19 protein-coding genes and 4 pseudogenes are annotated in these 19,657 nt (G+C 59.0%); 8 read left to right on the top strand and 15 right to left on the bottom strand.

Annotated features, from left to right (window positions below; translation table 11 throughout):
• Positions 1-313: 313 nt before the first annotated feature.
• Entirely contained in the window at positions 314-784 is a 471-nt protein-coding gene (locus ACZ89F_RS25525) for a thioesterase family protein (protein WP_476094770.1), read from the bottom strand.
• Between ACZ89F_RS25525 and ACZ89F_RS25520 the strand changes: the two genes are divergently transcribed.
• The gene (locus tag ACZ89F_RS25520) at positions 720-1,088 is read left to right on the top strand and encodes an SDR family NAD(P)-dependent oxidoreductase (protein WP_476094768.1); all 369 of its coding nucleotides are present in this window, start codon (positions 720-722) and stop codon (positions 1,086-1,088) included. The genes ACZ89F_RS25525 and ACZ89F_RS25520 overlap by 65 nt on opposite strands.
• Before the next feature lie 266 nt (positions 1,089-1,354).
• On the opposite strand, the gene ACZ89F_RS25515 is transcribed toward ACZ89F_RS25520, so the two are convergent.
• From ACZ89F_RS25515 to ACZ89F_RS25490, 6 genes are all read right to left on the bottom strand, one after another.
• Positions 1,355-2,128, bottom strand: a complete 774-nt coding sequence (locus ACZ89F_RS25515) for an SDR family oxidoreductase (RefSeq protein ID WP_476094767.1) — start codon at positions 2,126-2,128, stop codon at positions 1,355-1,357.
• 88 nt (positions 2,129-2,216) lie between these two features.
• Positions 2,217-3,101: a beta-keto acid cleavage family enzyme gene (locus ACZ89F_RS25510; RefSeq protein ID WP_476094765.1), complete on the bottom strand. Its 885-nt coding sequence runs from the start codon at positions 3,099-3,101 to the stop codon at positions 2,217-2,219.
• Positions 3,102-3,216: 115 nt separating this feature from the next.
• Positions 3,217-4,374, bottom strand: coding sequence for an ABC transporter ATP-binding protein (locus ACZ89F_RS25505; RefSeq protein ID WP_476094763.1), 1,158 nt, complete (start codon positions 4,372-4,374; stop codon positions 3,217-3,219).
• Positions 4,367-5,509 (bottom strand): extracellular solute-binding protein, encoded by a 1,143-nt coding sequence (locus ACZ89F_RS25500; RefSeq protein WP_476094761.1) that lies wholly within the window; start codon positions 5,507-5,509, stop codon positions 4,367-4,369. The genes ACZ89F_RS25505 and ACZ89F_RS25500 overlap by 8 nt, the downstream gene beginning before the upstream one ends.
• Complete coding sequence (locus tag ACZ89F_RS25495) at positions 5,469-6,347, bottom strand: ABC transporter permease (protein ID WP_476097379.1); 879 nt, start codon at positions 6,345-6,347, stop codon at positions 5,469-5,471. Before ACZ89F_RS25495 ends, ACZ89F_RS25500 begins: the two co-directional genes overlap by 41 nt.
• Before the next feature lie 14 nt (positions 6,348-6,361).
• Positions 6,362-7,240 (bottom strand): ABC transporter permease, encoded by an 879-nt coding sequence (locus tag ACZ89F_RS25490; protein WP_476097378.1) that lies wholly within the window; start codon positions 7,238-7,240, stop codon positions 6,362-6,364.
• A gap of 957 nt (positions 7,241-8,197) precedes the next feature.
• Between ACZ89F_RS25490 and ACZ89F_RS25485 the strand changes: the two genes are divergently transcribed.
• From ACZ89F_RS25485 to ACZ89F_RS25455, 7 genes are all read left to right on the top strand, one after another.
• Positions 8,198-8,500, top strand: coding sequence for a hypothetical protein (locus ACZ89F_RS25485; protein ID WP_476094759.1), 303 nt, complete (start codon positions 8,198-8,200; stop codon positions 8,498-8,500).
• Positions 8,501-8,778: 278 nt separating this feature from the next.
• A complete protein-coding gene (locus ACZ89F_RS25480; protein WP_476094757.1) occupies positions 8,779-9,183 on the top strand; it encodes a hypothetical protein in 405 nt (134 codons plus the stop codon).
• The gene (locus ACZ89F_RS25475) at positions 9,155-9,478 is read left to right on the top strand and encodes a hypothetical protein (RefSeq protein WP_476094755.1); all 324 of its coding nucleotides are present in this window, start codon (positions 9,155-9,157) and stop codon (positions 9,476-9,478) included. Before ACZ89F_RS25480 ends, ACZ89F_RS25475 begins: the two co-directional genes overlap by 29 nt.
• 605 nt (positions 9,479-10,083) lie before the next feature.
• Positions 10,084-10,773, top strand: coding sequence for a CoA transferase subunit A (locus ACZ89F_RS25470; protein WP_476094753.1), 690 nt, complete (start codon positions 10,084-10,086; stop codon positions 10,771-10,773).
• Positions 10,754-11,410, top strand: coding sequence for a 3-oxoacid CoA-transferase subunit B (locus tag ACZ89F_RS25465; RefSeq protein WP_476094752.1), 657 nt, complete (start codon positions 10,754-10,756; stop codon positions 11,408-11,410). The genes ACZ89F_RS25470 and ACZ89F_RS25465 overlap by 20 nt, the downstream gene beginning before the upstream one ends.
• 7 nt (positions 11,411-11,417) lie before the next feature.
• Positions 11,418-12,719, top strand: coding sequence for an ArgE/DapE family deacylase (locus ACZ89F_RS25460; protein WP_476094750.1), 1,302 nt, complete (start codon positions 11,418-11,420; stop codon positions 12,717-12,719).
• Positions 12,720-12,721: 2 nt separating this feature from the next.
• Positions 12,722-13,903 (top strand): acetyl-CoA C-acyltransferase, encoded by a 1,182-nt coding sequence (locus tag ACZ89F_RS25455; protein WP_476094748.1) that lies wholly within the window; start codon positions 12,722-12,724, stop codon positions 13,901-13,903.
• A 133-nt stretch (positions 13,904-14,036) separates the two neighbouring features.
• Here ACZ89F_RS25455 and ACZ89F_RS25450 read toward each other — a convergent pair.
• The 8 genes and pseudogenes from ACZ89F_RS25450 to ACZ89F_RS25415 all read right to left on the bottom strand — a co-directional run.
• A pseudogene (locus ACZ89F_RS25450) lies at positions 14,037-14,630 on the bottom strand (ISAs1 family transposase); the annotation flags it as partial.
• Positions 14,513-15,121, bottom strand: a pseudogene (locus tag ACZ89F_RS25445) (ISAs1 family transposase); the annotation flags it as partial. The pseudogenes ACZ89F_RS25445 and ACZ89F_RS25450, both read right to left, overlap by 118 nt.
• A gap of 105 nt (positions 15,122-15,226) precedes the next feature.
• A complete protein-coding gene (locus tag ACZ89F_RS25440; RefSeq protein ID WP_476094746.1) occupies positions 15,227-15,655 on the bottom strand; it encodes a hypothetical protein in 429 nt (142 codons plus the stop codon).
• 117 nt (positions 15,656-15,772) lie between these two features.
• Positions 15,773-16,147: a RidA family protein gene (locus ACZ89F_RS25435; protein ID WP_476094744.1), complete on the bottom strand. Its 375-nt coding sequence runs from the start codon at positions 16,145-16,147 to the stop codon at positions 15,773-15,775.
• Positions 16,148-16,164: 17 nt separating this feature from the next.
• Entirely contained in the window at positions 16,165-16,683 is a 519-nt protein-coding gene (locus ACZ89F_RS25430) for an FAD-dependent oxidoreductase (protein ID WP_476097377.1), read from the bottom strand.
• A pseudogene (locus tag ACZ89F_RS25425) lies at positions 16,680-17,344 on the bottom strand (NAD(P)/FAD-dependent oxidoreductase). Before ACZ89F_RS25425 ends, ACZ89F_RS25430 begins: the two are co-directional and overlap by 4 nt.
• 427 nt (positions 17,345-17,771) lie before the next feature.
• Complete coding sequence (locus ACZ89F_RS25420) at positions 17,772-18,278, bottom strand: substrate-binding domain-containing protein (protein ID WP_476097376.1); 507 nt, start codon at positions 18,276-18,278, stop codon at positions 17,772-17,774.
• 319 nt (positions 18,279-18,597) lie between these two features.
• Positions 18,598-19,214 (bottom strand): annotated as a pseudogene (locus tag ACZ89F_RS25415) (integrase core domain-containing protein); the annotation flags it as partial.
• Positions 19,215-19,657 lie beyond the last annotated feature (443 nt).

Raw genomic sequence — 19,657 nt, 5'->3', positions numbered from 1 at the left:
TGCTCACGGTCATCGGGCTGGTGGCGTGTTGGCGCGCCCACGATTTCGTCAGCCTGATCGGCCGCTCAGCCCACTGACGACCGGCGTATCGCCTGCGCGCTCACGGTCTCGTGGTATCAAAGCTTTCGCCACGATCCGAGTTTTTCACCCCAAGCAACGGAGCCGGTGGACACCTCGAACCCGCCGCGTGCTCGTGATCGCTGGATTCAAGCGTAACCTCTGAAAGGGTCGTATCAGCCGTCTCAGATTTGATCGTTCCTCACGAACACACATGAAGGTGCCGCCGACACAGACTGACGAAGATCAGGTAAGTTCATACTATTCTCGGTATGCCCATTCGGCGACTGACAATGCCCGGATCAAATGTACCACTGTCCGCCTCGACACGGCGTCTAAGCTCGGCCATCACAACTGGTAGGAATGGTTCTACGCGGCGCGATAGCAGGTTGAAATTCAGGAAAAGCTGTTCAGCTGTCGACAGTAATGTTCCGTCGCCGCGCACCATCGCTTGCGCGACATGGACTCGTTTTTCGTCAAGGTCGGCTATCCAAGTAGTGAGGAGCAAATCGTCGCCGCGCATCGCTTCTTTCTTGTAAGCGACCCGCGCTTCGGCGGTGACGAGGCCAGAGATCATCGAGCCATCCGGACTTAGACGTATCGCAGCGTCGAGCCGTACATCCGCAGCTCTACTGAACGCGTCCAGATAGTGCACCATATTCATGTGCCCAAATCCGTCGATAAGATCGTCGGTCACCATTGTTGCAAATTTTTGGGTCGCATCCATCTATTTGCCCAATCTGAAAGGATTATTGGCTGCGGTTTGCGACCTTGCTGATATCGATGGACTGGCAGCGATGATGGAGCTGGACACCACGGTATTGGGAGGACTCGAGATCCTGGTAAACAACGTGGGCACTGCCGGACCTGTCGGAGCACCTGAGGCTGTCTCGGAGGTTGATTTCGCGGGCACTATGGCAGTTAACGTCAGCGGCAATTTTGTAGCCACCCGAACTGGGATCCCGTACCTGCGTAATCCTGCCCTCATAAAATGCAACCAGCCCCAATCAGCCCACCGCCGATGCAAGTGATCTTGGAGATCCCGTGCGCAATCCCTGGTGCTTTCTGCTCAGTCATTTATACTCTCCATTAACATCAAAAGGTTGATCCGCAAAACGCAGTGTCTTTAGCAACGGGTTCACTCGCCATGCGATGTAGGGCTGTGATGTAGTAGATAGGGGCTCCCCTGCCATACGACGGAGTACGGCGTTACCTGCGGCAATCCAGCGGAAGTGAACAGCGCAGGCTATTTCTACCCGCCTCGCTATCTCCGCCGATGTTCGAACTAGACAACCCCTTACATCGTGTCAGCGTCGACGATGAACACATGACCCGACATGCGCTTTCCCGCTTCCGATGTTAGAAAGAGGGCCATGGCTGCGATATCATCGGGCAGAACCCCAATTCCCATGGAGGATTCAGCAAGGAAGCGAGCGCGCATTTCCGCCGGTTCGACCGCCTCTTTTGCAGCTGTTTCAGCGATCACGCGTTCTATGCGTTCACCCTCAACTAAGCCGGGGCAGATGACGTTTACACGGATATGCGACGGCCCTAATTCTTTCGCAAGGCTTTTGGACAACCCAATGACGCCCCATTTTGATGCGTTATAGGGAGATCGCAGAGCATACCCTTCCAATCCAGCTGTCGAAGATATGTTGACGATTGCTCCACCGCCAACCTGCCGCATAAGGGGCGCCGCGAGGCGTGCAAGGAGGAAGTGGCTAGTTAGATTTATTGCTAGGGTCTGGTTCCAAGACTCCAAGGTCATGGTTTCTGCGGTCTCGATTGGGCCGGCAATACCTGCGTTGTTGACGAGAATGTCCACACCCCCTAGGCGCTTAACGGCGTCGGCGAAGAAGCGTTCTATTTCGTCCGGCATTGCTAGATTGCAGTAAGATGCCCTAACTGCGGTGTCGCTGCTGTTGACTTCCGCAATCTTCTCTTGATTCACATCGCAGACCTCGACGCTAGCTCCCGCCTGCGCCAGTGTTTCAGCGATAACCCGACCGATGCCGGAAGCTGCCGCTGAAACAATTGCGCGACGGCCTCTGAGGGAGATTAAGGGCTTCATACTAGTTCTCCAAATTTATCAAAACGAGGCGCTTGAAGCTTCAATTGGGGGTCCTTTTCCATCTGTGTGCATGCTGAGTGAGGGAGGACTAAGCATGCTTCACTACATTAAGGATCGCTCTGGCCTCAGCCGGTGAAGCGACGCTAGCTCCCATCCGCTCGATGATCCCGACGGCGTTGTCGACTAGGTCAGCATTCGATGCCAGCACGCCGCGCCGGAGATAGATGTTGTCTTCCAAGCCCACGCGTACATGTCCCCCCATCGCTACCAGTTGACCAACTGCAGGCATTTCATCGATGCCACAACCGAACCCGCCCCAAACAGCGCCCTTCGGCAAAAGCTCTTTCATTGCTTGGATTACAGTCGCAGTGGCTGGGGCGCCATAACCGGTGCTCAGGCAAAACTGGAAGAGTGGCGGACCGTCGATGGTACCTTCCTTTATAAGCTGTTTAGCCGTTTCAATGTGGCCTAGATCGAAGCACTCGAGCTCCGGCTTGACACCAGCCTCGCGCATAAGTGACGCCATCTCCCGCAGATCGGACATACGCGCAACAAAAATCCGCTCCCCAAAAGCCATTGTTCCGCAATCCAGGGTGCTCAGCTCAGGCTGAAGTTTGACGGCATGGGAGCAGCGTCCAATTGCGCTCTTAAGTGTGCCAGTCTTTCCTATTTTTAAAGGATCCAAAGAATCAAGTTCAATTTCGCCGTCCATCCCACAGGTTAAGTTGATGATGACATCCGTCGCTGCGTCCCTGAGCGTTTTAACAACTTGTTCATAGAGCTCAATTCGGTTTGATGGAGCCCCCGTGTCAGGGTCACGGACGTGAATATGCACAATCGCAGCCCCAGCCTTTGCAGCTTCCAGTGCAGCCTCCGCGATTTGCGATGGCGTCTTGGGGATATTTGGATGCTTCGCAAGCACTGCGGAACCCCCGCCGGTGACTGCGCACGTGACAATGACTTTCCGCGACATCAAAAACTCCTACTTTGGTATCGTATCAATTGTTTGGACCTCATGCACGTGAGTTCGCCCCCGAGTATACTTTCATCGGCGGCCCGCCGAATGAGCCATGAGGCCGACTTCGCCTTCACGAAATGCGGACTCCCTTCTCGTCCAGCAGAACACAGCCGGCAGGGTCGAAGCCGATATTGATTGTCTCACCTTCGCGAACAACCTGGCCATTAATTTGCGTGTTTGCTCGAACCGGCCTCTTGCCGCCGATGTCGATCTCGTAGGTCGCGCTCCCGCCCAAATACGACGTCGAGACGACGCGACCCGACAGCTGGCTGGCCATCGCGCCCGATCCCAAAGACAACTTCTGTGGCCGAACCACGACTGTAACTGCAGCGCCGGGACTTAGTGGCTTCGGCGAAACGACCTTGACCGTTTGTCCCGCCGCGAGGGTTACCGCAGCGGTTGACCCGTCGGATTTGCTAACTGTGCCAGTAAGCATATTGGCCTTGCCGAGAAAATCGCCTACAAAAGCCGTATCTGGCGTCTCGTAGACCTCCTCCGGTGTACCGATCTGCTCTATGGATCCGGCGTTCATGACGACGATCCGGTCGGACATGGAGAGCGCTTCTTCCTGGTCGTGCGTGACGAAGATGGCGGTGATGCCGGTCTCTTTCTGGATCTTCTTGATTTCGACGCGCATTTCCTCGCGCATGTTTGCGTCGAGAGCCGACAGCGGCTCGTCGAGCAGCAGCACCTGGGGCTCGAAGACGATGGCGCGGGCGAGCGCGATGCGCTGCTGCTGCCCGCCCGACAATTGCGAGGGCAGTTTCGCTTCGCTACCAGGAAGCCTGACCATCTCCAGCGCCTTGCCGACCTTACGCGCGATGTCAGCCTTGGGCACGTCGTGGTATTTCAGGCCGAAGGCGACGTTGTCGAACACGCTCTTGTGCGGAAACAGCGCATAGCTCTGGAACACCAGCCCGATGTTGCGCTTATAGATCGGCACGTCGTCGACTCGCCGCCCGTCGATCATGATCTGGCCGCCCGAAATGTCGACCAGCCCCGCGATGGAGCGCAGGATCGTCGTCTTGCCGCAGCCTGACGGCCCGAGCAGCGTGACGAAGCTGCCCTTGCGGATCGACAGCGAGAAATCGCGCACCGCGACGAACTTGCCATAGGCGATGTCGATGTTGCGGAACTCTACCGCCGGGCGTTCGACACCTGCGATCGAAAGGCCCGTCCCAGCCGAGCTCGGCCGGGACGCCTGCATGGTTTCAACGCACTCACGCACCTTTCGAGATCCTGTTCCACTGCTTGGTCCACGCCTCGCCGTTGGTCGCCCAATAGACCGGATCGGCAAAGGTCAACGACTTCATCATGCCTGTCGGGTCGAAGGCCGGCAGCTTTTTGATCTTCTCGGTGAGCTTGACCTTCGTCGGATCCAGCGACGGCGGATAGCCCTGGGCCTCGGCCACTGAGATGGCGGTCACCGGCTCAAGCATGAAGTTGATCAGTTCCTCGCACTCGCCCATCGGCGAGCCTTTCAGGATCAATATGTCCTCCATCCAGGCGAGGGAACCGACCGGATCGAGATAGCCGATCGGATGGCCCTGGTTCTGCAAGGAAGCGACGCGGCCCGACCAGGCATCGGTTACCACGATCTCTTCCTTCGACAGCAGATCCATCAGTTCCGCGCCGGAGCTCCAGAACTTTTTGGCGAGGTCGCGCGTCTCGCGCACCTTGGCCCAGATCGTGTCCATGTCCTTGATGTTGTTGGGGTCCTGCCCGGTGGCCAGAGCCGCGTACCAGATGCGCGTTTGCATGCCGGCAACGGCGCCGATCTTGCCTACATATTTCTTGTCGAGCAGCAGGCCGGCACCTTTCTCCTTCGCCTCCTCCGGCGAGATCACCTTGGTGTTGTAGGCGATGCCGGTGGTGCCGTAGTCGTAAGGCACGCCGGAAAGCTTCGGCGTCAGCTTGCGGAAGGGCGCGATCATCGGCCGCAGCACATTCGCCAGGTTGGGAATGTTGGCTTCGTTGATCTCTGAGTTGTAGCCACCGTTCACATATTTGATGTAGTAGTCGATGCCGGAGGAATGCACGACCTGAAAGTCCCCCGGGCTCGAGGTCTTGATCTTGGTGATAATCTCATTCTCGTCGCCGAACGTACCCTGGACCACCTTGATACCGGTCTTCTTCGAGTAGGGCTGGAGGGCGTATTTATCGATGGCTTCCTGCACCACGCCGCCCCAGCCGTCGAAGCGCACTTCCGAGACAGCGGCCAGCGCGCGTCCCATCCAGGGCATGGACAATCCGGTGGCGGCGGCCGCCGCCGCCGCCAACGTCAGGAACGAGCGCCGGCTGATATCGCCGTTCGCATAGCGGTCATTGAGCCGCTCCAGTCGTTTGGTGTTGGTCAGTTTCATTGCAGTTCTCCCATTTACGTTGCTTTTTTCTGAACCGGGTGAGGCTTCGAAGGATCAGGCCGCCGATCAGTGGGATGCCGACGGTCACCAGGATCATCACGGTGCCGAGTGCGTTGATCTCCGGGCTGATCGAGATCTTGAGCATCGAAAGGATCTGGGTGGGCATGGTCTCGACGCCGGCCGGCCGCCAGAACAGGCTGGCCGAGGCGTTATCGAACGAAATGGTGAAGGCGAGCAACGCGCCCGCCACGATGGCCGGGACGAGCAGCGGCAGCGTGATCTCGCGAAAGGACGAGAACCGCGAGGCGCCCAGCGAAAGCGCCGCTTCCTCATAGACGCGCCGGATGCCGACCATGCGCGCCTGGGTGATCAGCACCACATAGGGCACGGCGAGCAGGATGTGGCCCAACACCAGAAGAAGCAGGGTCCGCGGCTGGTCGATCGCCTTGATCAGCACCAACAGGCCGACGCCGAGGATGGTTTCCGGCACCAGCGCCGGCAGGATCACCAGCGTGCTCAGCGCCTGCTTGCCGGGAAATTCGAAGCGCACGAGCGCAAACGCCGTGACGACGCCGATGGCGGTGGTGGCGGCGGCAGTGACCAGCGCGATCCACAGCGACGTGCGGAAGGCGGCCAGCACCTGCTCATTGGCCATCAGCTTGCCATACCATTGCAGGCTGAAGCCGGTCATCGGGAAGCCGCCGAACATCGAGGCGTTGAACGACAGGATCACTGTCGCCACGATCGGCGCGAACATGAAGATATAAACGCAGAGCGTGACGAAGCCGGTAAGCCGCCAGGCCCATCTGCCTTCCTTGCTGCGCCGCTCCGCCTTCATTTGCCTAGGCTTCATCATCCACCCAGTCCTTTGACGATCTGCGACATGCCCATGTAACGGGTGTAGATGGCGGCGAAGAAGCCGAGCACCACGAAAAGCACGATCGAGAGCGTGGCGCCCATCGGCCAGTTCAGCTCGCCCATGATGGTCTCGGAGATCAGGTTGCCGAACAGCGCGTCGCGGCCGGAGCCGAGAAGCTGCGGCGTCACATAGCTGCCGGCGGCCAGCACGAAGCAGAGCAACAGGCCCGCGGCCAGGCCGGGCAGCGACAGCGGCAATGTGACTTCGCGGAACGCCTGCGCGCTGGTGCAGCCCATCGAGCGGGCCGCCGAGATCAGCGTGCGGTCGATGCTCTCCAAGCTGACATAAACGTTGAGGATCATGTAGGGCAGCAGGAAGTGCAGCAGCCCGACGGTGACCGCGCCCTCGTTGTAGAGCATCGGCAACGGCTCGTTAATGATGCCTGCTTTCAGCAGCACAACGTTGATGACGCCCTGTTCGCCCAGGATGTTAATCCAGGAAAAGGTGCGGATGGTGAAGCTGATCCAGAATGGCACGATGAGCAGAAGCAACAGCAGCCACTTGTGCTTGAAGGTTGTGGCCCAGATGAAATACGCCGGGAAATAGCCCAACACCCCGCAGAGCAGCGCCGTCATCGCGCCGACCCTCAGCGTCTTCAACAGGAAGCCGTGATAGTAGCTGTCGGTGAGGAACTCGTGCCAGTTTGCCAGCGTCAGCGTGCTTTCCTCCACACCGGCCGTCACGAAGGTAAAGAAGGTGTAGACCACCATCAGGGCGATCGGCAGCACCAGGAAAATGATCAGCAGCAACAGCACCGGCGCGACCAGCATCCACGCCAGACGTGGATCGTACAATGTCCATCCCTTGGGCATGCGCACCCGGAGGATTTCGCCGTCTTCGCGACGCTTGTCGGCGCCAGCGGAAAGCCCTGCGGCAACGGTGATGGTCTGGGAGATTTTCACCAGATTTTCCTCTGCTCCCCGACGCGCTGCTTGTTATATCATTCGGATGCACACCGTCAGCGAAATTGATTCCCGACCAACGGGGCGGAATCAAATAGACTGTTTCAATAACGGCTATAGGTCTGCTGAATGCGGACAGTGCCGCGAGCTGTTTTCGTGCAAGCGCGATGGACTGGCGCAGGTTCTCCCCCAGCGGTAGCTCTCCTTCGTCTTCGTCTAGATTAGATCGGCACGCGCGTGGGATTTGATGTGCGCTTGAGCGCGAGCGTTCCCTTGGTTCGGGTCCAGAACTTCGCCGCCGTAAGACAGAAGGGGCGTGCCGGTGAGGTGACGACCAGGCTCGAATGCGGGGCCGCCCGGCCTCGTCGTGCCCGACGTTGATGGTTTTGGTGAAGCCGATTTTGAATTCGGTCGTTTCCTGCAGGATAACGATGGTCCTTCACTCGCAGAAACGCGCGCCGCGGCCGCGGCGAAATGGTCGGCGAGAACGCTATCTTCGGACACACGCGGATTGTCAAAGAAGCCGAAGGCTGCGTTTCGTCGCCCCCCATCCGGATAGGATCCTTCAGAGGCGACGGGAACTCTCGCGTTGGTCAGCGATTTCTCGCTGTCGTATGTCCGACAAAGTCGGACATGCGAATAGCAGTACTAGCGCTATGCTATTGTTTTAAAAAGATTGTCTTCTCTGGCACGATTCATGCGCCGATATCGGCAAACGTGTCAGCGACTGGGAGAACCCTCCATGATCAGGCTCACCGGCTATGCTGTTGCCGCCGTCAAGTCGGAGGTCGCGAAAAGCTGCCGATTGACGGCGGCGCCATCCAAGAGATCAGCATCTTTCCTCTTTTCAGCTCGAGCGAAGTTCCGATGAGCCGTATTGCGCATGAGGTGAGGCACGAGTTCGCTGACGCTGCATGGCAAGAGCGCCATGTTGTTACTCGCGTTGACCAGTTGCGCGAATGGATGGGGGTCGACGCCGACGGCTGTCTGATGCGAGACATCGAGCTCGGCCTCGCGCGTGCGCCGATGGCGATGCGGATCACGCCTTATGTGCTGAACTTGATTGACTGGTCGAACTTCCTTCATGACCCAATCCGCAAGCGATTCATTCCTGTTGGAAGCGAAATTCTTCCATCTCACCCGTTATTAAAAAATGGATTCGTTACATGAACGAGAAAGTTCACCTGTTGATGGACTGGTGCATCGTTATCATGACAAGGCGCTTTTACTCGCAACGGATCGCTGCCCGGTCTATTGTCGTTTTTGCACCCGCAGTTACAGCGTGGGTCTAGACAGGGAATTGGTCTCAAAGAAAAGGGCGTCGCCATTCCGGATGCGGTGGGATACTATCCTGGCATATCTTCGTGCGACCCCAGTCATCGTTGACGTAGTAGATGTCGGGAGGAGACTGCTTTCGGCTCAGACCTTCCCGACTTTTGGCGGTCGGCATGGGCCTTCTGTCCATCCCCTCAATTCGCCGCATCCGATTCGCGACGAAAGGCCTCGCTGTACTGCCTATGAAAGTCACAAGCGATCACGAATGGACTGATGCTCTTGTTAACATTAGCGATGTTGGCCGGGATCAGGGCGTAGAGATTTCATTTCACACCCACTTCAACCATCCTGGAGAAATCACCGACTACACGATTGCGGCTGCAGAGCTTCTTTTCAAGCGGGGAATAAGGATGCGCAATCAGTCGGTTCTGCTGGCTGGTGTCAATGACGATCCCGAGGTTATGAAACAGCTAGTCAAAAAACTCTTACACCTACATATTCAGCCGTACTACGTATATAGTTGTGATCTTGTCAGACGGAATCGAGCACATGCGGTGCTCGGCAAGGCTAGCATGTGAGCTAGAAAAAGCCTTACGCGGGATCACGGCTGGCTATAACACGCCATTGTTCGTTGTCGACACGCCGGGAGGCGGGGGGAAACGCGACGTCCACAGCTTCGAGCATTATGACAGACAAACAGGGATTGCTGTGTACCGGGCTCCATCTGTCCGGCCTAACCAGTTGTTCACATATCCGGATCCTTTGCAGTCTCTCTCTCCAGATGCGCAGGCGGCATGGTTAGATCCCCAGCGCGCCAAACGCATACTGAGCGATGCCGTTGAGGCCGCTCGAGCAAAATCGATGGCAGTTTGAATGACCCAACTAAGCGGCATGTGGCGCCCAATATGGTTTCGGGGACCGAGCACACGGCTGCGTCAGGCTGAGGTTAGCGTGTTTGAGACGTTCTGTCGCAGCGGCCAACCTTCGCCTGAATCGCGACGGCCGCGAAGAGGCATGCCGTGTGGTGACGACTGACGCGTGCTGACCGGCAAAATCGGCGTGCAAAAATTGGACGCCGGATTAGGGGTCTTTTGGAAGTCGTTCGACGCATTGACAGAAGGGACAAGAGAACAAGGTGGACACGACCGTGGAAAGTTGTCTTCGACAGGGATGCACAGAGCCATTCTACACTCTACCAGGAAAATCGGCAGCCAAAGAGAGGCGGGCCATCCATAATCACAGTCGCGATCTGCCCATAGCCCGGACACGACTTTCAAAACCGTCTCTAAAATCCGGTGCAGCGCCGAGAAATCGCGAGCGTCGACCGCCCAGCATTGTCGAAACTTATATACTCCGTTCACGGTATCTATTTGCTTCTATCCTCTTCGGCATGATGTTCTCACAATCCATAATTGTGCCAGGGAGGGGAGGCGTGACCATGAAGTATTTGTCGGAGGCAGCCCGGATGGGAGAATTGGGTGCGTAACAAACTAACGGAAATAGAAGAGGCGATTGCAGGAATACGTGACGGGATGACCATTATGATCGGCGGTTTCGGCGTGCCGGGAACGCCTTTCACCCTGCTGGAAGAATTGGTGCGTCAGGGGCCCAAGAACCTCACGATTATCAAGAACGACGCAAACGAGATCGGGATGGGCATTGACCTTCTGTTGAAGGCCGGTCTCGTTGACAAACTGATCGCGTCGCACATTGGCCTGAACGCGCGGGCGGTCGAGCAGATGAATGCCGGCCGACTGAAGGTCGAGTTCAACTCTCAGGGCATTCTGGCCGAACGCATCCGCGCCGCCGGCGCTGGCTTGTTGGGGATCGTGACCGACATAGGGATTGGCACAATGCTGCAGAATGGCAAGGCTGCGATTGACATAGACGGCGCGACTGCGCTGATCGAAACTGCACTTAAAGCGGACTACGCTTTGATTCATGCCGTGCAGGCAGATACTTTCGGCAATTTGAAATTTGCCGCGACGGCGCGCAATTTTTCGCCGCTCATGGCGATGGCCGCCGGGACAACGGTCGTCGAGGCGGAGGAAATCGTCGCGCTCGGTGAGTTTGCGCCCGACGATATTCATACACCTGGGCCGTTCGTTCAAAGGATCGTCGGTCTCCGCGTTATCAGCGAGGCATACAATGTCGTCCGACGCTCGTGAAATGATGCTGCGCCGTGCGGCGCTCGAACTCAATGATGGCGACACGGTCAATCTCGGCATAGGGTTGCCTACGAAGGTGCTGGCCTATGTCGCCCCCTCGACAACGGTGTGCGTTCATTCTGAGAACGGAGTGGCCGGCATGGGCCCTCGGGCGGAATATACCGCAGCTGATCGGAACCTCATCGATGCGGGCGGCAACTATATCACCACGCTGGCCGGTGCTTCTTACTTCGACAGTGCGGTCTCGTTCGCGATCATCCGCGGCGGAAATCTCGATCTCGCGATGCTGGGGGCGTTTGAGGTTGCGAGCAACGGCGATCTCGCCAACTGGATGATACCGGGAAAGTTCACGCCGGGGACAGGGGGCGCGATGGAACTGGCCCAGAAGGCACGACGCGTCGTCGTGCTGACGACACACGTGGACAAGGCCGGAAAACCGAAGCTGGTAGATCAATGCACACTGCCTCGGACTGCTCAGCGGTGCGTTCACAGGATCATCACCGACCTTGCCGTCGTCGACGTGTCATCGGGCGGCTTTGAACTTGTCGAACTGTTTGCTGGCGTTTCGGTCGAAGAGGTGAAGGCCAAGACCGGTGCACCGTTCATAATCCCGCACCCCCCTGTCGTTTTCAATTGAGGATCTAATGGATTCGAACTTTCGCCAGACCGTCCTGCACGCGGTGAACAGCGCGTTCGATCGACAAACAGACTTCCTGAAACAACTCTGCCGCTTTCCATCCGTACGCGGCCATGAGCAGTCGATTCAGCTCTATTTGGCGGACGCGATTCGCAGCCGCGGTTACGAGACGGACGTTTGGGAGATCAACGAGCAAGATCTTGTCGATCTTCCCGGCTTCTCGCCGGTGCTCGAGCCTTATGCGCAGGCGCTGAATGTGGTCGGGAAAAGCACCAGCCGGAGCCGCAGGGGGCGCAGCCTTATCCTGAACGGACATGTGGACGTGGTACCTACCGGTCCGGTTTCCATGTGGAGCAATCCGCCGTTCGAACCCTATATCGAGAAGGATTGGCTTTACGGGCGCGGCGCTGGCGACATGAAGGCCGGCCTCTCGTGTAATCTTTTTGCGCTAGAAGCCCTTGCCTCGCTCGGCTTTCGACCGGCTGCCGATTGCTACCTGCAATTCGTCGTGGAGGAGGAGTGTACGGGCAACGGTGCGCTCGCGTGCCTGCAAAGGGGGTACACAGCCGATGCCGCGCTCATTCCCGAACCGTTCGGAGAGGCGCTCGTCAGCGCGCAGATTGGTGTATTATGGCTCCAGGTACGGCTGAATGGCATTCCCTCGCACATTGCCCATGCCAGTGCAGGCGTAAACGCGATCGAAGCGGCACTCCCCCTGATTTCTGCGCTTCGAGAGCTGGAGACGCGGTGGAACGACGCAGCGCGTCGGCCGACGGAGTTTGAAGGCGTCGATCACCCCTTGAACCTCAACATAGGACGAATCGAAGGCGGAGATTGGGCGTCGAGCGTTCCGGCTTGGTCGACTTTCGACGTACGCATGGCGATTTATCCGGGAGACGATATTGACGCGGCCGAGCGGGAGCTTCGGCAATGCATCGCGTCGGCTGCGGACAGGTCCGACTATCTGCGGCAGAACCCGCCGGAGGTCATCTGCCATGGCTTCCGTGCGGAGGGTTACAGTCTGGGGCGCGATTGCTCCGAGGCGGCGACGAATGCCATAGAGCTGCTGGCTGCCATGCACCAGATCGTCAACGGATCCGCCATGGCGCGCACGCCGATCACCGCCACGACCGATGCACGCTACTTCGGTCTCTACGCCGGCATGCCGGCGCTGGTGTACGGGCCGGTCGCAGAGCGCATCCACGGCTACGACGAGCGCGTACACCTCGACTCCGTAAAGCGTGTCACGCAGTCGATTGCGCTCTTCATCGCTGCCTGGTGCGGGCTCGAACCGATCGAAAGGGTTTAGGGATGCAGGACATAGTCATCGTGTCAACGGCACGCACGGCAGTCGGCAAGGCTTATCGCGGCTGTTTCAACAACACCGAGGCGCCGTCGCTCGCCGGCCATGCCATGAAGGCGGCCGTCACCCGGGCGGGCATTGACCCGGGCATGGTCGACGACGTCATACTCGGCTGCGCCGTGACCCAGGGGACGAGCGGCGTCAATGTCGCGCGCCACGCCATTCTCGCGGCCGGCTTCCCGGTCTCGGTCGCCGCCATGACCATCGACCGCCAGTGCGCCTCCGGCCTGTCGGCCATAGCGGCCGGCGCGATGCAGGTCGCGTCCGGCAGCAGCCGGGTCGTCCTGTGCGGCGGGGTTGAATCAATCAGTCTTGCGCAGAATGAGCACATGAACCGGTATCGCGAACGTGATCCGGCAGTGGAGGCATCCTACCCGCTCTACTATCTGTCGATGCTGCAGACGGCCGAGCGGGTGGCCGAAACGTACGGGATCGCCCGTGAACGTCAGGACCACTTCGCCGTGCAGAGCCAGGAGCGCGCCCTCAATGCGCAGCGGCAGGGAAGGTTCGATGCGGAGATCGTTCCGATCGTCGTCTCACAACTGGTGAAGGATCGTGACAGCGGCGCCATGTCCTGCAGGACGCTGTCTGCGGACAGGGATGAAGGCCCGCGCGATAGCACCTATGAGGGAATAGCGGCCCTAAAACCCGCACTGGAGGATGGGCGGTATGTGACGGCCGGCAATGCCAGTCAGCTCTCGGACGGTGCAAGCGCTCTCGTTGTCATGGATGTCGAAACCGCCGCGCGCGAAAACCTGAAGCCGCTTGGAATTTTCCGCGGCATCGCGGTCGCCGGCTGCGCGCCCGAGGAGATGGGCATCGGCCCCATCCTTGCGATCCCGAAACTTCTCGCGCGCCATGGGCTGGGAATTGATGATATCGATCTATGGGAGATTAACGAGGCCTTCGCGGCGCAAGTCCTGGCCTGCACCGATCGCCTGGAGATCCCGGCCGAACGCCTCAACGTCAATGGCGGCGGTATCGCGCTCGGCCATCCTTACGGCATGACCGGGGCCCGTCTGGTGGGACATGTACTTCTCGAGGGCCAGCGCCGTGGGGCCAAGTTAGCGGTCGTCAGCATGTGTATCGGTGGCGGGCAGGGTGCTGCGGCACTTTTCGAAGTCTGCTGAATGAAGCCATTTCGAAAGGCAATGGCGCTGCCCCGATTGCGATTGGTGCCCTTCGGTTGAGGCGAAGGTGATGAGACGATCAGGCGGGTCTCACCTGCTCACCGAAGTAGGATCGCCCCCCTTTGATCCAGGGCTATCGCATTTGAGTCATGAGCTGGAAGAGATAAGCATCGTTCCAGCCTGCACGCATCATTTTGCCACGCATGGTGTCCTTTTTGCTGTCGGCTCGAAAGGTATTGAGGCAGAATCGCCGAAGCAGAGCGAGGTTTTCGGGGCCGTGATCCTTTCTGGTCCGGCAGTCGTCCTCGCGGAAGACTACGTCGAGCTGCCAGTGCAGGCCATTCTCGACATCCCAGTGACGGCGCACGACGGCGAGCAGGTCGTTGGCGGACATCGGTCGCGAGAGCACATAGAGACAGCACTCTTCCTGCCGTTTGCCATCGATCACACGCGTGCGCTTGACCTCGCCGATGGCTGCGAGGCCGGCAAAGCCGTGCTTGCGGCCAAGCCCCGGCGCACGCACGACACGCGCCGCCCGTCGCTCCAGGCGCCCGTGGCCCACCTCCTCGGTAACGGCCAGCGCCGCGTTGGGCGGCCGGCGATGAGGCGCTCGGCATCGGCCAGAAGCAGCCCCTGATTGCCTTTCAGGGCCAGCACATAGTCGCCGCCGCGCCGCGTGATCTCCTCGGCCATGCGGGTCGAGCAATGCAGCGCATCGGCCGTAACCACGGCGCCGCGCAGGTCGATCAGGCGCAACAGTTCGATGGCCGCCCTGGCCTCGTTGCCGCCCTGTGCCGGCAAGGCCGCCAATGTCATGCGCAACTGCGCGCCCCAGGCCGACACCATCATGCGCGGCGCGAACTGGCGGCCCTTCTCGAAGGCGCCACGCATCGACTTGCCGTCGAGGGCGATCTGCCCCGCGCCGCCGGAAGCGCTCGCGACATGGCGCATGAAGCCGGCGAAGGCCTCGGCGAACGCCGTAGGGACAAGCTTGCGAAACAGCGCCGAGAAGGTGTCGTGCGACGGGATGCCATGCGCCAGAGTGAGCACATTTCGCAGCATCGCTTCCTTTTCCTGCCCAAAGCGCAAGATGTCGGAACAAGTCTTGGCGCCGCACAGCATCGCGGCGAAGGCAATGAACAGTATCTCGCAAAAATCGTGTCGAGCGTTCTGGTCGCGCGGATCGAGATGACCGAACACAGCCTGGATCGTTTCCATCGAGAACTCCACAATAACGGAGTCCTCCCAAGAATCCACAACCCGCCAATTGGCAAGCCATTTCCCATCTACTCAAATGCGATTCCCCTGCCCTTTGATCCAGCGTCAGAAGTCGCATTGCCATCGGCACGTCTGCGACGATCCGGAAGCCGGCCTTTTGGTAGATTGCCAGCGCCGCCGGATGGTCGAGCGAGCAGGTCTTGAGCACGATGCGCCGCACATCCCGGAAAAGGCCGCCGCGATTGCCTCGGAGAGTAGCCATTTGCCGAACCCGCGCCCGGCCACGTGCTCCATCAGGCCGAGGTAGACAACCTCGACGGCCTCTTTGTCGCGACGGTCGAGATCAAAGAAGCCTGCCGGCGCGCCTTCTATCATCAGCAGACGTATGTCGCGTTGCGGTCCATGGATGCGGGCAGCTAATTCTGCGTCGCTCAGGCAAAGATAGTCCTGCCAGTGCCACTTGCGTCCGATCCTATCGACAAGGTAGCGATAGAAATGGAGCGGTGAGGGGCAGCAACAGGCCAACATTGCCATTGTGCTGGCCAAGTGCACCCCAGTTCTCTCGAGTGAACTCAAGCGTCTTCATCGAGATTTCGACTTCGGTGCCCTCGGGCGCGATAGCTGCGTCTAGGGTCATTGTAGCCCGGATCTCTATGCGGTGCGGCGCTGCGCCGCCGTTGGCATGATTTCCACGTCGTAGTTCGCGACGAGCGCCGAGCCGACACTCGCGCTCGCCGGCACGGACCCCTGCGGAATCCACTTCTCGTAGGCGGCCGTCATTTCTGCCAAGTGTTTCATGTCGGTGAGCCAGATCGTCACCTGCAGGATGCGCGACTTATCGGAACCGCTCAGGGCCAGCAAACGGTCGATATTGGCAAGTGCTCCTTCGGTCTGTCCGGTGATGGAAGTATTCGGAGATCCGACCTGGCCACAGAGATAGACGATGCCGTTATGGACGATGGCCTGGCTGTAGCGTGGGCCGGGCTCAATAATAAGTGATACGTCATAAGTGATATCGTAGTTCATGGGTGATCTCCCTTTTCTCACGCTTCGCTGCGTGCGAGGAAACGGTCGCGGGCGAGGCGCAGGCGTGCGCCCCAGCCGAGCAGCGGCTGCGGCGGCAAGCGCTGTGGTCGGCTGCGCTGTTCGATCAGCGGTATCCATTCGCTGTCCTGACGGGCGGCGAGGTTGGCAACTTCACGCCCCAGGAGATTGGCAAGGCCAAGCCCGTTGGCGTTGTAGCATCCGGCAACGAACAGTCCGTCGGCTACCTTGCCGAATACATGATGCCCATTCGTACTCAGGCAGACGATGCCCGACCAGGAATGGGTGAAAACTTGTGGGCTTAGCGCCGGAAACCGCTTCGTGAGGGTGCGGGCATGATCAGCCTTTCGGCGGACAAGCGCCGTGGGATCCAGTGACATGCGCCGCGGTACTTCGCAGGTGTTCCGGACGAGGATGCGCTGGTCGCGTGTCAGCCGGATCGTCGCTCCGATGGCATCGGCAGACAGAAGGCCATGCGGCTTGGGCGCACTGCTCGCTGCGTATTCGCCGTCCGTCAGGGACGGCTCATGCTCGCCGTAAGCTGCAGGGCGAAGCTGCGGTCCTGGCGAATACCGACTTCGGGCATGAATCCATTGACTGCCATGATGACGTTGCGCGCGACGACCTCGCCGGAAGGCGTCTTCAGTCGATACCCGCCATTGCTGGACTGCCATGCGATGACAGGCGTGTTCTCGTAGGCCGTGATCGATGGCGGCAAATTGTCGGAAAAGGCTCGCGCGAGTTTGGCGGGCTGCAGCATAACGCTCATCTTCGTCCATACGGCAGTCGTGTAGAAGCCGGTGCCGATGTGATCGCGAAGCCTTGTCCCGGTCAGGACCTCGTTGGCGATGCCGAGTTCGCCTAGGAGGCGTGCAAAGTTCTCAAGCCTGTCGAGGTAGCGCGGGTCGCGGGCGCCATAGAGTTTTCCGCACGCATCCCAGTCGCAATCGATGCCGTACCCGTCGACGAGGATTTGACTTCCGCGATGGCGGCGAGGGCGAGTCTGTATTTTTGCCGGAAGACCTCGACGTCAGACACCGTGCCCGTCCCTTCGTTGAGAGTCGCATCAACAAGGAAACCGGAGTTGCGCGCGCTTGCACCTTCTCCCACGCGGTTGGCCTCCAGGAGGATGATGCGCTCGTGGGATTTGAGCGTCGCGAGTTGCCGCGCCGCGGCCATGCCCGTGTAGCCGCCGCCCACCACCACCCAATCCGCCTTTTGCGTGCCGTTCAACGTCGGACGTGTCGACCGCTCGGGCAACTGGCTTAGCCATCCGCAGGTCGGATCGTTGCCGGGTAGCCGCTTTACTCGCCGCATGAAAATCTCCGTCTGTCGCCGCAGCCGGCATGTTTTCACCTGCGGCGCGGCTCGACTTCCGGATCGTTGCCCGCGGGCGTGCGCCGCGCAAATAGAAAAATTGGATGGGTATCATTGCGCGAGCCTATGGCGCTGGCGCGCGACGCAGTTCGGCGCCGATCGGGCCCGTGAGTGCCGCGGGGGGGCTCTCCTGGCACGAAAAAGGCTCGCGGTAATTGAAACAGTCTATTTGATTCGCCTCGTTGGTCGGCGCATCAATTTCGCTGGCAGCGTTGCAACCGAATGATATTTACAAACAGCGCGTCGGGGAGCAGGAAAATCTGGTGAAAAATCTCAGGACTTTCCACCAGCGCCCACAAGGGTCGCGAAGACGGCGGCGGTGAAGAGCTCCTGAAAGCTCGTCGGTAGTAAAGGAAACATAGTCGAGCCCCCTCAGTCCATCGAAACCAATAATCCGTCGTTGGAAGAGCGGGTGGCTTGGTCCGCAGAAGAAGCCGAAATGTTCGTTATAGAGCGCTGTGTATTCCAGGTCGTCGAGCTTTTCCTGCGTGAGAAAAATGCCGAGGGCGGCTTCATTGTTGAGCACGGCTTCAGCGGCGGACCTGCTGGACGAAACCGTGGTGCAAAAGGTGATGCGCGGATGGGTCTTGTGGAAGTCGGCAAGGAAAGTATCGAGGAAGGGGCATTCGACATGGCTGGCGAAAGCCATGTCGACGTGGCCGGAGTTCCGGCAGTCCCGCGACGATCTCGAACATTGCCATACATTCCTCGTAGAGTGTCTCCCCGCCGGCGTGATCCTGAAATAGTTCGAGCTTCTGTCAATGAGATGGCAGACCAGATGCTCCTCGAGCCGGCGCAGCGCGTTGCTGCCAACTCACCTGACGTTGCCCCCAGTTTCTATCAAGTTTTGAGTTCGTTTCCGGCGCGGGTTGTGCCCTGCTGGGCGGGTGAAGCGACGGGCGCTGGCGCAGAGCCTTTGGTATAGCGCAGCGCGGCCGTCGCGGATTGAAGGTGGTGGCGAACTCGGCCGGTGTCTGCCAGCCGATTTGGGAGTGCGGCCGCGCGGTTGTAGTAGTCGGCGCGCCACAGGGCGATGGTGACGCGCGCCTGAGATAGCTGTGGAGCCTCAATAGCTTGTCCTCGGTCAGGCCGAGTCGGCTGATGGGTGTTTTTGAGCCGATACTGCCATGCGGTCTATGCCAACTACAGCGGTGAAGCCATCGTGGCAGTTCGGCGTTGCGCTCCTCCGAGGTGTTGTAGGCGCGAGCGCAGGCCCATTCGCGCAAGCTTGTCGGATTGAGGCGTTCAGCTTTCCCGTTGGTCCTGGGAGTGTAGGGCTTGGTGAAGATCTGACGCAGACCAAGACTTTTGCAGGCTGCCCGGAAAGACTTTGACCGGTAGCAGGAGCGTTACCGGTCATCACCCGCTCGATGGCGACAGCGCTCCCCTTGCGCTCATCGGGTATGACCTGGACGAAAGCGACACGCGAAGCATCCTCGATGCAGACATGGACGAAGTCCCAGCCGATGCCGAGGTGGCGGCTGACCACGCCAGTTTGCCGTCAAGTGATGCGGTGTCCCACGGAGCCGATCCGGCCGAGCTTCTTGATGTCGAGATGGATGAGTTCGCCCGGATGCTCCCGTTCATAGCGGCGCACGGGCTCCGGCTCCAAGACGCTCAGCTTGTTCAAGCCCAACCGGCGCAGAACACGGCTGACAGTCGCTGGCGAGACGCTACTTCATCATCTACCTCCCCACGTCTATAGCCATGCTAATCTAACGCACAGATGGTCGGAAGCTTGAATGGAGCCGTTCGAGGTATATTCGTTTAAAATACAATGTTGGATAGAACAATATTTTGAGAATAATTATTAAGCCTACCTGTCTAGTCTTTTCAAAAATACTATGAAAATAACGAATGTAGCTAAATAGCTTTACGCAATGTAACGTAAAGTTCGCAAAAACCACCTTTTGATTGCCTCGTGCTGCTGTTATGGTTCTGTTGACATTTGAACCATTCCGTTTCGGCCAGTTCCTCCCGTATCTTGAGGAACGTTGACGGCTTACACTGGAGAACTTCGATGCAAGACCGGCATCAGCCAGTCAAAGAATCCTCCCTGATCCCGTCGGACGGGATCAACCCGAGGGGTGGAAATATGTTTCCGCTAGAATACGT

It is taken from the genome of Mesorhizobium sp. USDA 3734, assembly GCF_056279665.1.
The sequence above is the reverse complement of the archived record's forward strand: the minus strand, read 5'-3'. Positions and strand labels throughout refer to the sequence as shown.